Source organism: Amycolatopsis sp. WAC 04169, assembly GCF_003947535.1.
Taxonomy (GTDB): domain Bacteria; phylum Actinomycetota; class Actinomycetes; order Mycobacteriales; family Pseudonocardiaceae; genus Amycolatopsis; species Amycolatopsis keratiniphila.
In genome coordinates this window covers 627,128-645,718 of sequence record NZ_QHJI01000004.1, presented here as the reverse complement: position 1 = coordinate 645,718, position 18,591 = coordinate 627,128, and the positions used below count along the sequence as shown (strand labels likewise).

At 69.8% G+C, this 18,591-nt stretch carries 20 protein-coding genes; 13 read left to right on the top strand and 7 right to left on the bottom strand.

Annotated features, from left to right (window positions below):
• Positions 1-33: 33 nt before the first annotated feature.
• On the bottom strand, positions 34-1,254 hold the full coding sequence (locus DMC61_RS12025) for a phytase (protein ID WP_125689262.1): 1,221 nt from the start codon (positions 1,252-1,254) through the stop codon (positions 34-36).
• Between the two features lie 10 nt (positions 1,255-1,264).
• A complete protein-coding gene (locus DMC61_RS12020) occupies positions 1,265-1,867 on the bottom strand; it encodes a TetR family transcriptional regulator (RefSeq protein WP_125689260.1) in 603 nt (200 codons plus the stop codon).
• Positions 1,868-1,905: 38 nt separating this feature from the next.
• Between DMC61_RS12020 and hisF the strand changes: the two genes are divergently transcribed.
• From hisF to DMC61_RS11995, 5 genes are all read left to right on the top strand, one after another.
• The gene (gene hisF / locus DMC61_RS12015) at positions 1,906-2,679 is read left to right on the top strand and encodes an imidazole glycerol phosphate synthase subunit HisF (RefSeq protein WP_016335963.1); all 774 of its coding nucleotides are present in this window, start codon (positions 1,906-1,908) and stop codon (positions 2,677-2,679) included.
• The gene (locus DMC61_RS12010; protein WP_125689258.1) at positions 2,676-3,065 is read left to right on the top strand and encodes a hypothetical protein; all 390 of its coding nucleotides are present in this window, start codon (positions 2,676-2,678) and stop codon (positions 3,063-3,065) included. The genes hisF and DMC61_RS12010 overlap by 4 nt, the downstream gene beginning before the upstream one ends.
• Entirely contained in the window at positions 3,055-3,411 is a 357-nt protein-coding gene (gene hisI / locus DMC61_RS12005) for a phosphoribosyl-AMP cyclohydrolase (protein WP_125689256.1), read from the top strand. The genes DMC61_RS12010 and hisI overlap by 11 nt, the downstream gene beginning before the upstream one ends.
• Before the next feature lie 3 nt (positions 3,412-3,414).
• On the top strand, positions 3,415-3,777 hold the full coding sequence (locus DMC61_RS12000; protein ID WP_125689254.1) for a DUF1304 domain-containing protein: 363 nt from the start codon (positions 3,415-3,417) through the stop codon (positions 3,775-3,777).
• A gap of 225 nt (positions 3,778-4,002) precedes the next feature.
• On the top strand, positions 4,003-4,731 hold the full coding sequence (locus DMC61_RS11995) for a hypothetical protein (RefSeq protein ID WP_125689252.1): 729 nt from the start codon (positions 4,003-4,005) through the stop codon (positions 4,729-4,731).
• Between the two features lie 116 nt (positions 4,732-4,847).
• Here the strand turns inward: DMC61_RS11995 and DMC61_RS11990 are convergent, their stop codons facing one another.
• A complete protein-coding gene (locus DMC61_RS11990; RefSeq protein ID WP_043848273.1) occupies positions 4,848-5,453 on the bottom strand; it encodes a TetR family transcriptional regulator in 606 nt (201 codons plus the stop codon).
• 95 nt (positions 5,454-5,548) lie between these two features.
• Between DMC61_RS11990 and DMC61_RS11985 the strand changes: the two genes are divergently transcribed.
• The 5 genes from DMC61_RS11985 to trpA all read left to right on the top strand — a co-directional run bounded on the left by DMC61_RS11985 (position 5,549) and on the right by trpA (position 10,680).
• Positions 5,549-7,111 (top strand): anthranilate synthase component I, encoded by a 1,563-nt coding sequence (locus DMC61_RS11985; protein ID WP_016335957.1) that lies wholly within the window; start codon positions 5,549-5,551, stop codon positions 7,109-7,111.
• Positions 7,104-7,664 carry a Trp biosynthesis-associated membrane protein gene (locus DMC61_RS11980; RefSeq protein ID WP_125689250.1) on the top strand — a complete coding sequence of 187 codons (561 nt, stop codon included), beginning with the start codon at positions 7,104-7,106 and terminating at the stop codon, positions 7,662-7,664. The genes DMC61_RS11985 and DMC61_RS11980 overlap by 8 nt, the downstream gene beginning before the upstream one ends.
• Before the next feature lie 192 nt (positions 7,665-7,856).
• Positions 7,857-8,666 carry an indole-3-glycerol phosphate synthase TrpC gene (gene trpC / locus DMC61_RS11975; protein WP_005155232.1) on the top strand — a complete coding sequence of 270 codons (810 nt, stop codon included), beginning with the start codon at positions 7,857-7,859 and terminating at the stop codon, positions 8,664-8,666.
• Positions 8,663-9,892 (top strand): tryptophan synthase subunit beta, encoded by a 1,230-nt coding sequence (gene trpB, locus DMC61_RS11970; RefSeq protein ID WP_125689248.1) that lies wholly within the window; start codon positions 8,663-8,665, stop codon positions 9,890-9,892. Before trpC ends, trpB begins: the two co-directional genes overlap by 4 nt.
• Positions 9,889-10,680 (top strand): tryptophan synthase subunit alpha, encoded by a 792-nt coding sequence (trpA, locus tag DMC61_RS11965; RefSeq protein ID WP_125689246.1) that lies wholly within the window; start codon positions 9,889-9,891, stop codon positions 10,678-10,680. Before trpB ends, trpA begins: the two co-directional genes overlap by 4 nt.
• Positions 10,681-10,742: 62 nt before the next feature.
• On the opposite strand, the gene DMC61_RS11960 is transcribed toward trpA, so the two are convergent.
• Together DMC61_RS11960 and DMC61_RS11955 are read right to left on the bottom strand one after the other, a co-directional pair.
• The gene (locus DMC61_RS11960; RefSeq protein ID WP_125689244.1) at positions 10,743-11,309 is read right to left on the bottom strand and encodes a hypothetical protein; all 567 of its coding nucleotides are present in this window, start codon (positions 11,307-11,309) and stop codon (positions 10,743-10,745) included.
• A gap of 104 nt (positions 11,310-11,413) precedes the next feature.
• On the bottom strand, positions 11,414-12,787 hold the full coding sequence (locus DMC61_RS11955; protein ID WP_125689242.1) for a glutamine synthetase family protein: 1,374 nt from the start codon (positions 12,785-12,787) through the stop codon (positions 11,414-11,416).
• 96 nt (positions 12,788-12,883) lie between these two features.
• Between DMC61_RS11955 and DMC61_RS11950 the strand changes: the two genes are divergently transcribed.
• The 3 genes from DMC61_RS11950 to lgt are packed head-to-tail and all read left to right on the top strand — an operon-like array spanning position 12,884 to position 16,271.
• Positions 12,884-14,026, top strand: a complete 1,143-nt coding sequence (locus tag DMC61_RS11950; protein WP_125689240.1) for an amidohydrolase family protein — start codon at positions 12,884-12,886, stop codon at positions 14,024-14,026.
• The gene (locus tag DMC61_RS11945) at positions 14,023-15,192 is read left to right on the top strand and encodes a M20 family metallopeptidase (protein ID WP_199749962.1); all 1,170 of its coding nucleotides are present in this window, start codon (positions 14,023-14,025) and stop codon (positions 15,190-15,192) included. Before DMC61_RS11950 ends, DMC61_RS11945 begins: the two co-directional genes overlap by 4 nt.
• A 29-nt stretch (positions 15,193-15,221) precedes the next feature.
• Positions 15,222-16,271, top strand: a complete 1,050-nt coding sequence (lgt, locus tag DMC61_RS11940) for a prolipoprotein diacylglyceryl transferase (protein WP_199749961.1) — start codon at positions 15,222-15,224, stop codon at positions 16,269-16,271.
• A gap of 208 nt (positions 16,272-16,479) precedes the next feature.
• On the opposite strand, the gene DMC61_RS11935 is transcribed toward lgt, so the two are convergent.
• Complete coding sequence (locus tag DMC61_RS11935; RefSeq protein WP_125689236.1) at positions 16,480-17,544, bottom strand: diacylglycerol kinase; 1,065 nt, start codon at positions 17,542-17,544, stop codon at positions 16,480-16,482.
• Between the two features lie 12 nt (positions 17,545-17,556).
• Complete coding sequence (locus DMC61_RS11930; protein WP_125689234.1) at positions 17,557-18,342, bottom strand: SDR family oxidoreductase; 786 nt, start codon at positions 18,340-18,342, stop codon at positions 17,557-17,559.
• Between the last annotated feature and the right edge of the window lie 249 nt (positions 18,343-18,591).

Genomic DNA, 18,591 nt, shown 5'->3' with positions numbered 1-18,591 from the left:
GCATCGGGAGCGGAACTTTCTCGGTGAACACGATCACCGCACGGCGGTCTCCAGGCGGACGAAGGCGAATCCGGTCGGCGCGAGCTCTTCACCGGCGGGGTCGGTCGCCGCCGGGCGGCGTTCGCCGTCGTGCACCACCAGCAGGCCGTGCGGGAACAGCGGCCCCAGGGACTTCGTGGAGATCGCGGCGCCGTCGGAATGCTCGACCGAGTCGGTCCCGTGTCCGGCGACGACGCGGAAATCGCGCCGCGGTGTGCCTTCACGGTCGTAGACCACGAACCGGGAGTCGCCCTGGCTCGACGCGAGCAGCTTGCCGTCGGCCAGCGCCAGCCCTTCGGCGTCCGCCGTCAGCCACTTGCCGCCGAAACCGGGGTCGGGGCCGTCGGCGACGCATTCCTCGGTCGCCTCGTCGAACCGCTGCGGCACCCCGAACGACCGCACCTTGTCGATCAGTACCGGACGGCCGAAACCGGCTCCGTCCACCGGGATCCGCCAGATCCCGACGTCCTCCTGCGCGGTGTAGAGCACGCGGTTCGCGGTGTCGAGGATCGAACCTTCCAGTTGCGGCCGCTCGTCCGGTTCGCCGCAGGGCGACCACGTCTTCCCGTTCGGCAGCCGGAACTCCGCCGGCAGGTCGATCGTGCCGATCGGAGCCGTGCCCACGGTGCCGTCCGCTTTGTCGACAAGTCGCAAGAGCGCCACGCGTGTCTCGTGGCGCCGGGTCACCGCGACCCAGCGCGCGCCGGTGCGCGGGTCGCGTCCGGCGGTGAGCCCGTACGCGGTCCGCTGTTCGTCCACTTCGGACTCCGACGCGGAGAAAACCGGTGGGGCAGAAGGATCCGTGACGTCACGCAGCACCCGCGAGCCGGCCGCGGCACCGGCCGGGTCGATCCGGTAGACGCGCACGCGGTCGCGGCCGCGGTCGCTCACCACGGCGAGATCGCCGACGACGTCGACGTTGTTGAACCGGCCGCCTGCGGGAACGGCGAGATGCTGCAACTGCCGCGCCTTCAGGTCGAACGCGGCCAGCCCGCCTTCCTTGAGCGTGCCGAGCACGACGCTGGCCGACGGATTCTTCGGGTGGACCCAGATCGCCGGGTCGTCGGCGTCGGCGTTCGCCGGGTCCGCGCCGGCGTCGTCGACGTACGCCCTGGTCTGAGCCACGGGCGAGGGGTTCTGGCCCGCTTCGGCGGGCGCGGCGGCGAGCAGCGAGGCCGCCAGCAGGGGGAGGGGGAGGAGAGCAGCTATGCGCATCCTCGGGAAGCTAGCCGCGCGGGGTGACCGGGTGGTGAACGTCGGGGGTCAGGTAGTACTGCGCGACCGGCGCCAGCATCGCGACGATCTCGTCCTCCGAGGCGGCGGCCAGCGGCGGGAGCCCGATGACGTAGCGCAGCAGCGCGAACCCGATCATCTGCGCGGCGATCCCGGCCACCCGCACCTTCGGCACGCCGCGTGCTTCGGCGACCCGCGCCAGCACCGCCCGCTCCAGGAACTGCCGCATCATGGTCGCGACCTGCTCGTTCGTGGTCGCGGACCGGATCATCGCCAGGAACGGCGCGCGGCCCTCCGGGGCCTGCCAGAGACCGAGGAACGCGCGCACGAGGCGCTCGCCGATCTCGTCCTCGGGGCCTTCGAGGATCCGGGGGACCAGCTCGCCCGGATCGACGGGCAGGTTCATCGACAGGGCGAAGAGCCGTTGCTTGGTGCCGAAGAAATGGTGCAGCAGCGCGGCGTTGACCCCGGCGTCGGCCGCGATGCCGCGCACGGTCGCCCCGTCGTAGCCCTGTTCGGCGAACCTGCGCCTTGCCGCTTCGAGGATCACCTCCCGCGTCTCGGTCTGCCCCGGACGCCGCCCCGCCTGTGCCATTCCGCGAGCTTAGAACGCGCTTGACTACGCTTGTCCCCATGTCAGTCGCAGTCAGGGTCATCCCGTGTCTCGACGTCGACGCGGGCCGTGTGGTGAAGGGCGTCAACTTCGCCGACCTGCGCGACGCCGGCGACCCCGTCGAACTCGCCCGCCTGTACGACGCCGAGGGCGCGGACGAGCTCACGTTCCTCGACGTCACGGCCTCCTCCGGGGACCGCGAGACCACCTTCGACGTGGTCCGCCGGACCGCGGAGCAGGTGTTCATCCCGCTCACCGTCGGTGGCGGCGTGCGCACGAACGACGACGTCAACCGGCTGCTGCGCACCGGTGCGGACAAGGTGAGCATCAACACCGCCGCCATCGCGCGGCCGGAGTTCCTGCGCGAGGCGTCCCGCCGGTTCGGCGCGCAGTGCGTCGTGCTGTCGGTGGACGCGCGCCGGGTCCCCGAGGGCACCGAACCGACCCCGTCCGGCTTCGAGGTGACCACTCACGGCGGCCGTCGCGGCACCGGGATCGACGCCGTCGAATGGGCTGCGCGCGGCGAGGAACTCGGCGTCGGCGAGATCCTGCTCAACTCGATGGACGCCGACGGCACGAAGAACGGCTTCGACCTCGAACTCCTCACCCAGGTGCGCGCGGCCGTCCGCGTCCCGGTGATCGCCAGCGGCGGCGCCGGCGCGCTGGAGCACTTCCTGCCCGCCGTCGAGGCCGGTGCCGACGCGGTGCTCGCGGCGAGCGTGTTCCACTTCGGACAGTTGAAGATCGGCGAGGTCAAGAGCGCGCTGCGCGCCGGGGGAGTCGTGGTCCGGTGATCCCGAACAAGTGGAAGGCCGCCACCGAGGTCAAGGTCGTCTGCGCGCTGCTGCTCGGGCTCGCCGTCGCATACCTCGCGATGGCCGGGATCCTCATGTTCGCGCCGTATTCGTCCGCACGGACGTTCCTGCTGCCGGGGACGTCGCTCGTGCTCGGCGGCCTCGTCGTGGCGGGGCTGGTGCTGAAGATGCCGTCCGCGCGGTTCGCCGGGTTCGCGGTCAGCTTCCTCTTCGGCTTGCTGCACGCGCTGTCGATGCTGGCGGCGGAACTCTTCTGGGTGAAGATCGTCTCCGGGATCCTCTTCGCCGGGTACATCTACACGGCGGTCCTGCTCAACTCGATGCCGGTGAAACGGCACCTTCTCGGAGCCACGAATGACGCTTGACCCCGCCCTCTCGGATCGCTTGAAGCGCAACGCCGACGGGCTGATCGCCGCCGTCGTCGTGGAACACTCCACATCGGACGTCCTGATGATGGCGTGGATGAACGACGAGGCGCTCGAACGCACGCTCACCACGCGGCGCGGCACCTACTACTCGCGCAGCCGCAAGGAACTGTGGGTCAAGGGCGAGACGTCGGGTCACGTCCAGCACGTGCGCGAGATGCGGATCGACTGCGACGGCGATACCGTCCTGCTGCGCGTCGACCAGACCGGCCCGGCCTGTCACACCGGCACGCACACCTGTTTCGACACCGACGAACGGCTGCTGCTGGCCGACGAGAGCGAGTAACCCGTGAATGTCGTCGCCAACGTGCTGGTCGGCATCGTCGCGCTGATCCACCTGTACATCGTCGTGCTCGAGATGTTCCTGTGGACCACCCCGCGCGCTCGCGCCTCCTTCGGCACCACCGAGGAGTTCGCGAAGGCGAGCTCCGCGCTCGCGGCGAATCAGGGGCTGTACAACGGTTTTCTGGCCGCCGCGCTGATCTGGGGCCTGATCGCGACCGGCAGTACGGCGTGGCAGTTCAAGATCTACGGCCTCGCGTGCGTGATCGTGGCCGGGCTCTACGGGACGGCGACGGCGAGCAAGAAGATCTTCTTCGTGCAGGTGGTGCCGGGCACGCTGGCGTTGATCGCGGTGCTGGTCGCGGGCTGACGCGCCTGCTCACTTGTACGCTCGGCCGAGGCTTGCGGTTGCCCTGGAGCGACACTGAACTCGTTATCCGGAAAGGCCGCTCTTCTCGATTAACCTCAGTGCATGAAACTGGGGAGAAGATCGGCCGATCGTGACCGTCCGCGACGCCGTCCGCGCGTTGCCGGGCTGCCGCGGCCCAATTCGGGAGCCGAAGGCCCTGAGGACACGTCGGCGGTACACGACGACGTGGCCATCCCTTTGATCGAGAAACTTTCGCAGTTCAAGGTGCGGGCGCTGGCTTTGTCGGTGCTCTGGCTGATCTTCTTCGTCGTCTGCCAGTTCGGTCTCGATCTGCTCCGGCCGGATCCCGCGGAGGTGGTGAGGGCCGGGGTCTGGGTGCAGGGCACGGTGGAAAAGGTTGAGCCGACCTCCAAAACCGGACGTAAAAAGATCACACTCGCCTATTTCGGTGGCTCGAAACCGCGCACGATCGCGGTCGGCATGAGAGCGGCGCGCGGGCTCGAGGTCGGGGACAAGGTGTCTTTGGTCTACGAGCCGGGAAACCCCGCGAAACTCCTGGCATTGGATGGTGAGGTCGTCGGCGACTCCGATGACGTTTTGCTGACTCCGTTGTCTTTCGCGGCTTTCCTGGGTTTCCCGGTGTGCCTGTACGCCGCCTATCTGTGGCGGAGCAGGTATCGCTCGGCCTCTAAGACCGGCTTGCGCGAGGCCACGGCGACGGTCCGGCCGGGCTGGTTGTACCCCAGGATCGACGTCTATCTCGAGCGCGACTACAAACTGCTCCAGACGCGCCGGTCACTGCGGATCGCTCCCCGTTTCAAGGGACTCGAGAAGATTCCCGTCTTCGTCGGCGGCGAGGAAACGGACATGATCGTGATCTTCCCGCGGGGCCGGTTCTCGAAGGACACGCTCTACACGGTCCCCGTCAAGGAGATCGAACCGGACACAGCGTGAGCGAAGGCGTAACTCGTGTGATTGAAGGCGTAACTCGCGTGTTTGGAAGCCGAACTCCGAGATTCGCCTTCAATCACGCGAGTTACGGCTCCAAACACGCGTGATCGCCCGAAGGGTCAGTCGATGTCGCCGGTCAGGTAACGCTGCACGGTCGGCGCGATCGCGGTGACGAGCGGCTCGATCTCGCTCGAAGCCATCGGCTCGAATTTCGCGACGTAGCGCACCAGCCCCATCCCGACGAGCTGGGAGGCGCAGAGCGTGGTCCGCAGTTCGACGCGGTCCGAGCCCAGCCCGCCGATCACCTTCGTGAAGAAGTTCTGGAAGAAGCCGCGCAGCACGGCCGCGGCCTGCTCGTGCCCGGCGACGCTGCGGACGAGGGCCTGGAACACCTCGCCGCCCGCGCCGTCCCATCGGGTGAGGAAGGTGCGGACGATCCGCTGGCCGAACTCGTCGTCGGGCCCGTCGCGCAGCACCACGAGCAGTTCGTGCGGGTCGAAGGGGAGCTTCAGGATGGCTTGGGCGAACAGCCCTTCCTTGCTGCCGAACCAGTGGTTCACCATCGCCGCGTCGACCCCGGCCCGCGTCGCGATCGCGCGCACGGTCGCGCCGTCGAAGCCGCTCTCGCCGAACACCGCGCGCGCCGCTTCGATCAGCGCGGTCCGGGTGTCCTGTCCGCCGGGCCGCCGTCCCCGCCGCCGCACGGTAGTGTCTTCACCAGCCATGGCGTCATCATGAACGGACCGGGCCAGAAATTCAACAACCTTTGAATTCATCCCCCCGTCCCGGCCCGCCCGGCCGTTGCAGCACAATGAGCGACATGGTCAGCGCCGCAAACGCCAGCCCGTCGGGGCTCGGCTCGGTCAGCCCTTCGCGCGACGAGTTCCGCGCGCTCGCCGAGGGCCGTCGCGTCATCCCCGTTGTCCGTCGCGTGCTCGCCGACGGTGAGACCCCCATCGGGGTCTACCGCAAGCTCGCCGCCGACCGGCCGGGCACGTTCCTGTTCGAATCGGCGGAGAACGGCGCTTCCTGGAGCCGATGGTCGTTCATCGGCGTCGACAGCCCCGCCGCGCTGACCGTGCGTGACGGCCAGGCCGTGTGGACGGGCACCCCGCCGGTCGGCCTGCCGACCGAGGGCGACCCGCTCACCGTGCTGCGGGAGACGGTCGCGGCGCTCCACACCGAGCAACTGCCCGGGATGCCGCCGCTCACCGGCGGCATGGTCGGCTACATCGGCTACGACGCCGTCCGCTGGCTCGAGCGGCTCCCCGAGCTCGCCGAGCGTGACCTCGACATCCCCGAGCTCACCATGCTGCTGGCGACCGACCTGGCCGCCTTCGACCACCACGAGGGCACCGTCACCCTGATCGCCAACGCGGTCAACTGGGACGACTCGGCCGAGCGCGTCGACGCCGCGTACGACGACGCCGTCGCGCGCCTGAACGCGATGACCAAGCAGCTGCACGTCGCCGCTCCGGCCACGGCCGCGGTCTTCGACCGTCCCGCGCCCGAATTCACGCGCCGCCGGTCCAAGCCCGACTTCCACGCGGCCGTCGAGAAGGCCGTCGAGGCGATCAAGGCGGGCGAAGCGTTCCAAATCGTGCCGTCGCAACGCTTCGAGATCGAGACGCAGGCCGACGCGCTCGACGTCTACCGGGTACTGCGCACGTCCAACCCGAGCCCGTACATGTACCTGCTGCGCCTGGACGGTTTCGACATCGTCGGATCCAGCCCGGAGTCGCTGGTCACCGTCCGGGACGGCCGCGCGACCACGCATCCGATCGCGGGGACCCGCTGGCGCGGCGCCGATCCGGAGGAGGACGCGCAGCTGGCCAAGGACCTGCTCGCGGACGAGAAGGAGCGCGCCGAGCACCTGATGCTCGTCGACCTCGGCCGCAACGACCTCGGCAAGGTCTGCAAGCCCGGCACCGTGCGCGTCGTCGACTTCTTCGACGTCGAGCGCTACAGCCACGTCATGCACATCGTCTCGACGGTCACCGGGGAACTCCTCGACGACAAGACGGCTTTCGACGCCGTCACCGCCTGTTTCCCGGCAGGAACGCTCTCGGGCGCGCCGAAGGTCCGCGCGATGCAGCTGATCGAGGAGCTGGAGCCGACCCGTAGGGCGCTCTACGGCGGCGTTGTCGGCTATCTCGACTTCGCCGGCGACGCCGACACCGCGATCGCGATCCGCACCGCGCTGATGAAGGACGGCACCGCGTATGTCCAGGCCGGCGGGGGAGTCGTCGCCGACTCTGTGGCCGACTACGAGGACAACGAGTCGCTCAACAAGGCCCGTACGGTGCTTTCCGCCGTCGCGGCGGCGCAGACGATGATCGCCGCGGACGAACTCGACCCGGCCGGTGACAGCACTCGTGTCTGACACCGCGTCACCGAAGAAGGCCAAGCGTCCACTGTGGATCGCCGTGGTGGGCCTGCTGCTGGGCGCGGTCGCGCTGTGGGGTTCTTCGCAGCTCGTCTGGTTCGCGGAGTTCCGCGACGGTGGCGTGCGCGGCACCGTGCTGTACACGGAAACCGGTTCACAGCGCGCGGTTGCGCTGATTCCCCTCGCGTTGCTGGCGCTCGCCGGCACCGCCGGGCTGATCGCCACCGGCGGCTGGCCACGCCGGGTGCTCGGCGTGGTACTCGCCGTGTCCGGTCTCGCCGCGGTGTGGATCGGCGTGGCGGGCGGCTCGTTCAGCGGGTTCGCCGACGGACTGCCCGTCGCCCAGATGCTGGGAGCCCGCGGTCTCGGGATCCTCGGGGGAATTCTCGTGGCCGCGGGCGGGTTGGCAGCCATCAAGGGCGCGGGCCGGATGCCGCGCCTCGGCGCGAAGTATTCGGCGCCGGGGGCGAAGAAGAAGGCCGCGAAGGATCCGGAGACCGAGCTGTGGGAGGCGCTGTCCGACGGCGAAGATCCCACCGCGACGCGGTGACGACGGCGGAATTCGCGGGTTTCGGAGATCTACGCCGGGAAAGATGACACGGTGGGCATTCGGAGTAACGGACATACCCGGAACCAGGCCGTATCCGTGCGGGGGTTAGCATCGTTTCGGCGGGAAGGGGAAGGTTTTTGTGAGCGACCTTGCGAAGGAATCCGTGAGTACGACGGCCGGTGAGGAACTCCGGTGAGCGTGCTCGAAGACATCGTCGCCGGCGTCCGTGCCGATCTCGCCGAGCGCGAGGCGGCTCTGCCGTTCGACGAACTGAAGAAGCGCGCGACCCAGGTCGCGCCCCCACGTGACGTCCTCGCGGCCCTGCGCGAGTCCGGTATCGGCGTCATCGCCGAGGTGAAGCGGCGCAGCCCCTCCAAGGGCGACCTGGCCGAGATCCCGGATCCGGCCGCGCTGGCGAAGGACTACGCCGACGGCGGCGCCCGGGTGATCAGCGTGCTGACCGAGCAGCGGCGGTTCGGCGGCTCGCTCGCCGACCTCGACGCGGTCCGCGCGGCGGTCGACATCCCGGTGCTGCGCAAGGACTTCATCGTCAGCCCGTACCAGGTCCACGAGGCGCGGCTGCACGGCGCCGACATGGTCCTGCTGATCGTGGCCGCGCTGGAGCAGAACGCCCTGATCGCGTTGCTGGACCGCGTCGAATCCCTCGGGATGACCGCGCTGGTCGAGATCCACAACGCCGAAGAGGCCGACAAGGCGCTCGAAGCCGGCGCGAAGGTGATCGGCGTCAACGCCCGCAACCTGCACACCCTCGAGGTCGACAGGGACGTCTTCTCGCGGCTGGCCCCCGGCCTGCCGATGGACGTCTTCAAGATCGCCGAGTCCGGTGTCCGCGGCCCCGGCGACCTGATGTCCTACGCGGGTCACGGCGCCGACGCCGTCCTCGTGGGCGAAGGGCTCGTCGCTTCGGGAGACCCGAAGGGCGCCCTGGTCAAGCTCGTGACCGCCGGTTCGCACCCCGCTTGCCCGAGGCCTTCTCGATGAGCGTGGAGTACACCGAAACACCGCACGGCGAGCACGACCCGGACGGCCGGGGCTACTACGGCCCGTACGGCGGCCGGTTCATGCCCGAGGCCCTGATCGGCGTCGTCGACGAGGTCGCGGCGGAATACGACAAGGCGAGGACCGACCCGGACTTCGTCAACGAGTTCCGGCGCCTGCTGCGTGAGTACGCCGGCCGCCCGTCGCTGCTCACCGAGGCCAAGCGCTTCGGCGAGCACGCCGGCGGCGCCCGGATCTTCCTCAAGCGCGAGGATCTGAACCACACCGGTTCGCACAAGATCAACAACGTGCTCGGCCAGGCGCTGCTCACCAAGCGGATGGGCAAGAAGCGGGTCATCGCCGAGACCGGGGCCGGACAGCACGGCGTGGCCACCGCCACCGCCTGCGCGCTGCTGGACCTGGAATGCATCGTCTACATGGGCGAGGTCGACACCGAGCGGCAGGCGCTGAACGTCGCCCGCATGAAGCTGCTCGGCGCCGAGGTCGTCCCGGTGAAGACCGGTTCGCGCACGCTCAAGGACGCGATCAACGAGGCACTGCGCGACTGGGTCACCAACGCCGACACCACGCATTACCTCTTCGGCACGGCGGCGGGCCCGTACCCGTTCCCGATGATGGTGCGGAACTTCCACAAGATCATCGGCGAGGAGGCCCGCGCCCAGATCCTGGAGCAGGCGGGCCGCCTGCCCGACGCCGTCGCGGCCTGCGTCGGCGGCGGGTCGAACGCGATCGGGATCTTCCACGGCTTCATCGAGGACGAGTCGGTGCGCCTGGTCGGTCTCGAGCCGGGCGGCGAGGGTGTCGAGGGCAACCGTCACGGCGCCACGCTGACCAAGGGCACCCCGGGCAACCTGCACGGCGCGATGACGTACCTGCTGCAGGACGAGGACGGCCAGACCGTCGAATCGCACTCGATCTCCGCGGGCCTCGACTACCCGGGCGTCGGCCCGGAGCACGCGTGGCTCAAGGACAGCGGCCGCGCCGAGTACCGGCCGGTGACCGACGCCGAGGCGATGGACGCGTTCAAGCTGCTTTCGCGCACCGAGGGCATCATCCCGGCGATCGAGTCGGCGCACGCGCTGGCCGGCGCGCTGGTGCTCGGCCGTGAACTCGGCCCCGAGGGGCTGATCATCGTGAACCTGTCCGGTCGCGGCGACAAGGACATGGACACGGCCGCGAAGTACTTCGGCCTGGTGGAGAACGCATGAGCGCGCTGGACGACATCTTCGCCAAGACCCGGGCGGAGGGACGCGGAGCGCTGATCGGGTACCTCCCGGCCGGTTTCCCGACGGTCGACGGGTCCAAGGACCTGCTGGCCGCGGTGGTCGACGGCGGCGCCGACCTGGTCGAGGTGGGCGTGCCCTACTCGGACCCGGTGATGGACGGCCCGACCATCCAGGCCGCGTCGGTGAGCGCGCTCTCCGGCGGCTTCAAGCTCAAGCACCTGTTCGAGGTCGTCGAGTCGGTGTCGGCGCGCGGCGGCAAGGCCGTCGTGATGACGTACTGGAACCCGGTGCACCGCTACGGTGTCGACCGTTTCGCGCGGGACCTCGCCGCCGCCGGTGGGCTCGGGATGATCACCCCGGACCTGATCCCGGACGAGGCCGACGAGTGGATGGCCGCCTCCGAACAGCATGGTCTGGACCGGATCTTCCTGGTCGCGCCGTCCTCCTCGGAGGAGCGGATCGCGAAGACCGTCGCGGCCGCTTCGGGCTTCGTGTACGCCACCGCCGTGATGGGCGTGACGGGCGCTCGTGACCAGGTCGGCGTGCACGCCGAGGATTTGGTCGAGCGGACCCGCGCGCATACGGAACTGCCGATCGGCGTCGGGATCGGCGTCCGGTCCGGCGAGCAGGCGGCGCAGGTCGCCGGGTTCGCGGACGGTGTCATCGTCGGTTCGGCGCTGGTGACGGCCGCGGCGAGCGGGACCGACGCGGTGCGCGAACTTTCGGCCGAACTGGCCGCGGGTGTGCGGAAGGCCGTCGCCCCCGCTTGATCTGACGTGAGCCGAAGGGGCCCTTCACCGCATCTCAGGCGGTGAAGGGCTCCTTCGCTACATCAGATGCCGCAGTCGGTGATGGACGACGGCGACGAGTAGAAGCTGGTGTACCAGGTGAATCCGGCGACGTTGTTCGCGTGGTCGAGATACAGGTCCCACCGGCGGTTGCTGCCGTCGGACACATCGGTGAGGAACCCGAGCGTGCAGATCGCCGCGACGTCGTGGCCCGGGTACATGACCTCGTGAGCCCAGTTCGCCTGTGGGTAGAGGTGCACCCAGGTCTCGCCCTTGGCCCCGCCGGTTCCCTGGCCGACGTTCCCGCACCATTGGCCGGACGGCGCGGTGAGGTACGACGCGTAGGTGTACCCGACCTTGACCGCGTGGTCGTCGTAGACCAGGTTCCAGAGCCCGTCGGCGGCGGGCACGTAGCAGAGGGCTCTGAGGCTGACGTCACTGACCACGACATACGCGGAATCCATGGCGGGCCGGAAATGCACCCATGCCTCACGGATCCCGGGCTGGAACTTCGTCGGATTCCCGGCCGCCGCGCTCGCCGCGGTGGCGGTCGAGACCAGGGCCGTCAGGGCGAGCAGGACTGTGACGAGGACGGCTTTCAGTTTCTTCATCGGCTGAGTTCCCCAGTTCGCACAAAGCCCACCCGACCTGGGCGGGCGAGCGTCACTTTAGAGAGCGGCCAGGTCACCGGACAGAGCTGTTCCGGTGACCTGCCTCAGTGCCGCCACCGCTGCGCTTCGGTGATCTCCTCCGGGCTCGCGTCCGCGAACCGCTCGATCTCCGCCCGTCGCACGTCCACGATCGTCGTCGCCAGCGGAGCGCCGAACGCGGCCGCCAGGTCCTTGTCCGCCTCGAACGCGGCGACGGCCTCCTCCAGCCGCTGAGGCAGGCGCTCGACCCCGCGGGCGGCGCGTTCCTCATCGGTCAGGGTTCCGGGATCGACGTCGAGTGGCTCCGGCAGTGACGCGTCCTCGTCGACACCGGCCATCCCGGCGAACAGCAGCGCGGCCGCCACCAGATACGGATTCGCGGTCAGGTCGAAGCATTTGACCTCGAGATTCGCCGCCGTCTCACGGTTCCCGGCGACGCCGCGCACCAGCCGCAGCGGCGTCTCCCGGTTCTCCAGCCCCCACGCGGGGTACACCCCCGCCCAATGATGCGGCTCCAGCCGCAGGTAGCTGACCACCGACGGAGCCCCGATCGCGAGCAGCGCGGGCAGCCGCTCCAGGATGCCCGCGCTGAACGACTCGGCGACCGGTGTCAGCCCGAAAACCCTTTCCCCGCCGGAGAAAAGGTTCCGTGCACCGTCCCAGACACTCAGGTGCACATGCCCGCCGTTGCCCACGCCGGCGGGCGCGAACTTCGGGGTGAAGGACGCCTTGAGCCCGTGCCGGTGGCTGAGTGCGCGGATCGTCTCCTTCGTCAGCACGGCGACGTCGGCCGCCCGCACCGGATCGGCCGCGGCGACGGACAGCTCGAACTGGCCGTCGGCGTATTCGGGATGGATCTGCTCCACCCCGACGCCCTGTTGGTCCAAAGTGGACACGAGGGCGCGAAGATAGTCCGCGCGCTCGGAAAGCCTCGCGTAACCGTAGGCCGGGCCCGCCGTGGCCGACTTCGCGTCGTCGGGGGAGTCGGCGCTGGTGATCACCCATTCGATTTCGAAACTCATCCGCGCCCGCTGACCGCGTGCGGCGAGCCGGTCCACCGCGGTCGCGAGCAGTGCCCGCGGATCCAGCGGATGCGGCTCGCCCTCCTGGTCGAGTTTCGTCACCGGCGCCCAAGCCCAGCCGGGCTGCCCGGCGAGCACGGTCAGCGCGTCGAGATCCGGATGCAGCCGCAGGTCGCCGACCGGTCCGAGGGAATGCTCACCGCCGGTGATGACGTCGTCGAAGCCGAAGAAATCGAAGGAATTCGAAGCGCCGACACCCCACGCGGCCGCCGACGGCAGCTTCCGCAGCGGCACCGCCTTGACCCGGGCGATCCCGGCGTTGTCCACGAAGGTCAGCGCCACGAGCTCGACACCCCGTGCCCGGAGTTCCCCGGTGAGGGCGGTCGCGCGGGCCGTCAGTGCTTCCCGGTTCACCATGGTTCCTCATCCTGGCCTGTTCTCCAGCCCCTTGCCACGCCCGGATCCGGCCATAGGGTGAGGCCGCACTCGTCGATCACGAGAAGGGACGCGCTCATGCCGGGAACCCCGATCCTGCCGTTCGTGGCCCGCACGCGGCTGGTGGACCACCACTGCCACGGCGTCGTCACCGGCGACCTCGGCCGGATCGAGTTCGAACAGCTGCTCACCGAGGCCGACACCGTCTCGTCACTGGGCACGACCCTGTTCGATTCGCTGATCGGGCTCGCCGTGCGGGCCCGCTGCGCTCCCGTGCTCGACCTGCCGCCGCACGTGCCGGCCGAGGTCTATCTGGCCCGCCGCGCCGAACTGGGCGCCACGGAGGTCAACGCGCGGTTCCTGCGCGCCACCGGCACGACCGAGTTCCTGCTCGACGGCGGTTTCCTGCCTGACACGCTGACCACGACGGAGCAGTTCGCGGCCCTGTCCGGTGCCCGCGCGCGGGACATCGTCCGGCTCGAACAGGTCGCCGAAACGGTGATCGGAGCGACCGGCGCCGCCGGATTCGCCGAAGCCTTCACCGGCGAACTGGCGAAACGCGCCACGACGGCCGTCGGGTTCAAGTCCATCGCCGCCTACCGGGTCGGCCTCGACCTGGCGGGGGAGCGGCCGGCGGACGCCGAAGTCACCGAAGCGGCGGGCCGCTGGCTCGCGCGGATCGAGGCGGGCGAACCGGTCCGGCTCGCGGACGAGGTGCTGCACCGGTTCCTGATCTGGACCGGGATCGACCTGGCGTTGCCGATCCAGTTCCACGTCGGGTTCGGCGATTCGGACGTCGACCTGCACCGCTGCGATCCGCTGCTGCTCACCGCGCTGCTGCGGGCCACCCGGTCACACGGGGTGCCGATCATGCTGCTGCACAACTATCCCTTCCACCGGAACGCCGCGTATCTGGCGCAGGTGTTCGAGCACGTGTTCGTCGACGTGGGACTCGCGACGCACAACGCCGGTCATCGTGCGCCCGCGATCATCGCGGAGACAATGGAGATCGTGCCGTTCGGGAAGCTGCTGTTCTCCACGGACGCGTTCGGGCTGGCCGAGCTGTACCACCTCGGTACCGCGCTGTTCCGGCAAGGACTGTCCGACTTCCTGTACGCGGGGCTCACTTCGGACGTACTGTCCGAAGTGGACGCGCATCGGATAGCGGCGCTGGTGGGGCACCGCAACGCCGAACGGGTGTACGGGCTGGAGGGGACATGACGGAGCTGGACGAACTGCACGACCGGTGGGAGGCCGCGGTCGAAGCGGAGCTGCCGTCCGCGATCGAACTGCGGCACCGGGTGCACGCCGACCCCCGGGCGTCGGGGGACGAGGAGGACACCGCGCGCGTCGTCGTCGAGGCGCTGGGCATAGACGACGGGGTCCGGGTCGCGAAGACCGGGCGCGCCGTGCTGCTCCCCGGGAGCCGGCCGGGGCCGGCCGTGGCGCTGCGCACCGAACTGGACGCGCTGCCGGTCACCGAGCGCACCGGGATGCCGTGGGCCTCGGAGACGCCGCTGATGCACGCGTGCGGACACGACGTGCACATGGCCGCGCTCGTCGCCACCTGCCGCGCGGCCGCCGTCGTCGGGGTGCCGCGGCCGCTCGTCGCGCTCCTGCAGCCGCGTGAGGAGACGTCGCCGTCCGGCGCGCTGGACATCGTCGAGTCGGGCGTGCTCACCGAGTACGGCGTCGAGTCCGTGATCGGCGCGCACGTCCAGCCCCGGCTCGCGGCGGGCGTGGTGTCGGCGGTGCCGGGACCGGTCAACGCCTCCACCGACGAGTTCGACGTCGTCGTCCGCGGCCAGGGCGGGCACGCCGGGTACCCGCATCTGCTGCGGGACCCGATCCTCGCGCTCAGCCAGATCGTGGTGAGCCTGCAGCAGCTCGCGAGCCGCCGGGTCGACCCGGTGTTCGGCGCGGTCTGCTCGGTCGGCCGGATCGAAGCCGGGACCACGGCGAACGTCGTGCCGAACGAGGCCCGTCTGTCGGGCTCGCTGCGGCTGATGCGTGCCGAAGACCGCGACCTCGCGCTGGAGGGGCTCGCCGAGGTCGTCCACGGAACCGCGAAGGCGCACGGCTGCCGGGCGGAACTGGAGATCAGCCCGTGCGAACCGGTGCTGCACAACGACGCCGGGCTCACCCAGCGCGCGCACCGGCGGCTCGTCCGGACCGGGGTGGCCGTGGACACCGAATTCCGGTCGTTCGGCGCCGACGACTTCGCGCACTACTGCGGGATGACGCGCGGGCTGATGATGTTCGTCGGCCTCGGCGACACCGCGGGCGCGCCGAGCCTGCACGATGAGGTGTTCCTGCCGCCCGACGCCGCCGTCGGGCAGGTCGCTTCGGCGCTGATCGCGGGCTATTTGGCCGCCGTCGAGGGCTGACGCCCCCAAGAAGCCGATGAAGCGCTACGGTGGCCGACGTGAATACCGCCTCGGCAGCGTTCCTCGCGACCATCCCCAGCCCCGACCAGGGCGTCTGGCATATCGGGCCGATCCCGATCCGGGCCTACGCGCTCTGCATCATCGCCGGCATCATCGTGGCGATCTGGCTGGGCGAGCGACGCTGGGTGAACCGCGGCGGCACGAAGGGCACCGTCATCGACGTCGCCGTCTTCGCGGTGCCGTTCGGCCTGGTCGGCGGCCGGTTGTACCACGTCATCACCGACAACCAGCTGTACTTCGGCGAGGGCAAGAACCCGCTCAACGCGCTGAAGATCTGGGACGGCGGCCTCGGGATCTGGGGCGCCATCGCGCTCGGCGCCGTCGGCGCGCTGATCGCCTGCCGCCGCCGGGGCATCCCGCTGCCCGCGATGGCGGCCGCGCTCGCGCCGGGGATCGTGATCGCGCAGGCGATCGGGCGGCTCGGCAACTACTTCAACCAGGAGCTCTACGGCGCGCACACCGATCTGCCGTGGGGCCTGGAGATCTACCAGCGCTACAACCCGACCAACCCGGACGACTTCCTGAACGGCGTCGCGATCGGGCACGTCCCGCTGCCGGACAGCCCGGTGCACCCGACGTTCCTCTACGAGCTGCTCTGGAACCTCGGTGTCGCGCTGCTGGTCATCTGGGCGGACAAGAAGTTCCGCCTCGGCCACGGCCGCGTGTTCGCGCTGTACGTCGCCGGGTACACCGCGGGCCGGTTCTGGATCGAGATGATGCGGACCGACACCGCGAACCACATCCTCGGCCTGCGGGTCAACGTGTGGACCTCGATCCTGCTGTTCGCCGCGGCGATCGCGTACTTCGTCCTCGCCGCCAAACGGGGGCCGAGGGAAGCGCCGGAAACGCTGTGGAGCAAGGACGTGCCGCGCGAGGACTCCGACTCCGCCTCCGCTTCGGCCTCCGCTTCGGCCGACTCCGGCGAGTCGCACGCGGAGGTCGCCGCGGCTCCGGACACCGTCCGGGACTCCGCCGCCGACAAGGCGACCGAGGACCCGAAGCCGGACGCCGAGAAGTAGCACTCCGCTCTCCGTCGCGAGTGCCATGAAAGGTCCTTTCCTTGCGAAATTTGCAAGGAAAGGACCTTTCATGGCATCCGGCACTCGCCGCCCGCGGTGAGTCGCGTGATCAGACGGACGACACATGTGTCCAGACGGACGACACGCGTGATCAGGTGGACGGCGCGCGAGAGGACCTGGCCGCGGCCCGTGTCGTCCGTCCCGCTCCTCAGGGAGTCACCAGGCCCCGGCCAGTCACCAAAGGCAGGTCCAGCGCCGTCAGCAGCCCGGGCGGAGCCGCCACCACCGCCGGGATCGCGTTCACCAGCCGCATCGCGGTCGCCTTCAGCCCGGCCGTGTTGTGGTCGCCGTCGGTCCCGACCAACCGCAGGTCCAGTTCATACCGAGGCTCCCCGGTCACCTGGACGCGGTAGCAGCCCTGCCCGGTCGGCTGCGGCCAGTCCGGCCCGAGGTCGCCGCGCAGCCGCGTGATGTGCTCCAGCACGCACACCGGCCGCCCGCCGCGCATTCCGCGCACCTCGAACCGCAGCGCCGCCGCCGTGCCCGCCTTGATGGTTCCCGAGGCGATCTCGAACGTCTCAGGTGCCGGGAGCCGCTCGTAGACCTCCTCGACGGCGTCGAGCTCGACGTCCAGCCCGGCCGCGAGCTGGCGCACGACGCTGCCCCAGGCCAGCGACAGCACACCGGGCTGGAGCAGCAGCGGCAGGTCGTCCATCTCGCGGCCGAAGCCCATGATGTCGAAAAGTACTTTGGCCTGGTTGTACGTCGAATAGTCGAGGATCTCCAGGCAGCGCACCTCGTCGATCCGTTCGCACACGCCGGTGAGCACCAGCGGCAGCCAGTCGTTGGCGAAGCCGGGGTCGACACCGTTGACCCACAGCGAAGCGCCGCCTTCGCGGGCCGCCTCGCGGATCGGCTCGATCATCTCCGGCGGCACGACACCTTCGGGGTACTGGAGGAACACCGGGCTGCTGGACACGACGTTGATCCCCGCGCGCAGAAAGCGTTTCAGGTCCTCGACGGCCTCAACGAGCCTGTCGTCGGCCATCGCCGTGTAGAGCACGCAATCCGGCTTCAGCGCGATGAGCGCGTCCGCGTCGGTGGTGGCCGCGACACCGAGCGGGCGCCCGAGTCCCGCCAGTTCCCCGGCGTCCACGCCCGCCTTGGCCTCGCTGGAAACCCAGACCCCGGCGAGTTCGAGATCGGGCCTTGCGGCTACCCCGGCCAGCGCGTGGCGGCCGACGTTCCCGGTACTCCACTGGACCACGCGCAAGGCGTTCGCCTCCTAAAGATCGGGCAGGCCAAGCTCAAGGTTCGGGGCCTGCAATCCACCGTCGACTTCGATGATCTTGCCGGTGACGTATCGGCCCGCGCCCGACGCCAGGAACACGACGGTGGCCGCGATGTCCTCGGCCTCGCCGATCCGGCGCAGGGGAGTGGCGGCCTCCATCCGGCCGCGCAGTTCGTCGTTGCCCACCACCACTTCGAGCGCGGAGGTCGCCACCGAGCCGACCGAGATCGCGTTCACCCGCACCTTCGGCGCGAGGTCGGCCGCGGCGAGCCGGGTGTAGTGCGCCAGCGCGGCCTTCGCCGTGCCGTACGCGGCGAAACCACGGCCGGTCACGCGGCCCATGACCGACGAGATGTTGACGACCGAGCCGCCCGACTCCAGTAAGGACGGTGCCGCCGCGACGGTCAGCGCGTGCGCGGTGGAGACGTTGAAGCGAAAGGCTTCTTCGAGGAAGTCCGCGGTGGTTTCCAGCAGCGGCCGTGGATACGTGCCGCCGACGTTGTTGACCACGAGATCCAGTCGCCCGAACTCCGCCTTCGCGATACGCGCCAGCTCGCCGGCGGCGGCCGGGTCGCTCAGGTCGGCGGGCACCACGTGGGCGCGCCTGCCGGTGGCGGCGACGAGGGCGGCTACGTCTTCGAGCTGGGTTTCGGTGCGGGAGGAGATCACCACGTCGGCGCCGGCCTCGGCGAGCGCCACGGCGGTCGCCGCGCCGATCCCGCGTCCGGCGCCGGTGACCACGGCGACCTGGTCGGTGAGCCGGAAACGGTCCAGGATCATGGCCGAAACTGTAACACGTTCTATTTCCGGTGTCCTGGGCTCGCGCCGGGCGCCGGGAGTGACTAGGGTCGCCTCACCGCTTCTCGTGACATCCCGGAACAGGACATATACTTAGCGGAACGAACTACTGTGACCTCATCAGGAACTGTGTCGTTCCGGGCGTCCAGATCGTTACCCATCGGCGGGCTTTCGCGCCCGCCGAACTGATGCCTACGTGTTTCACAGGTGTTAAAGTCGCGCTAACGAACG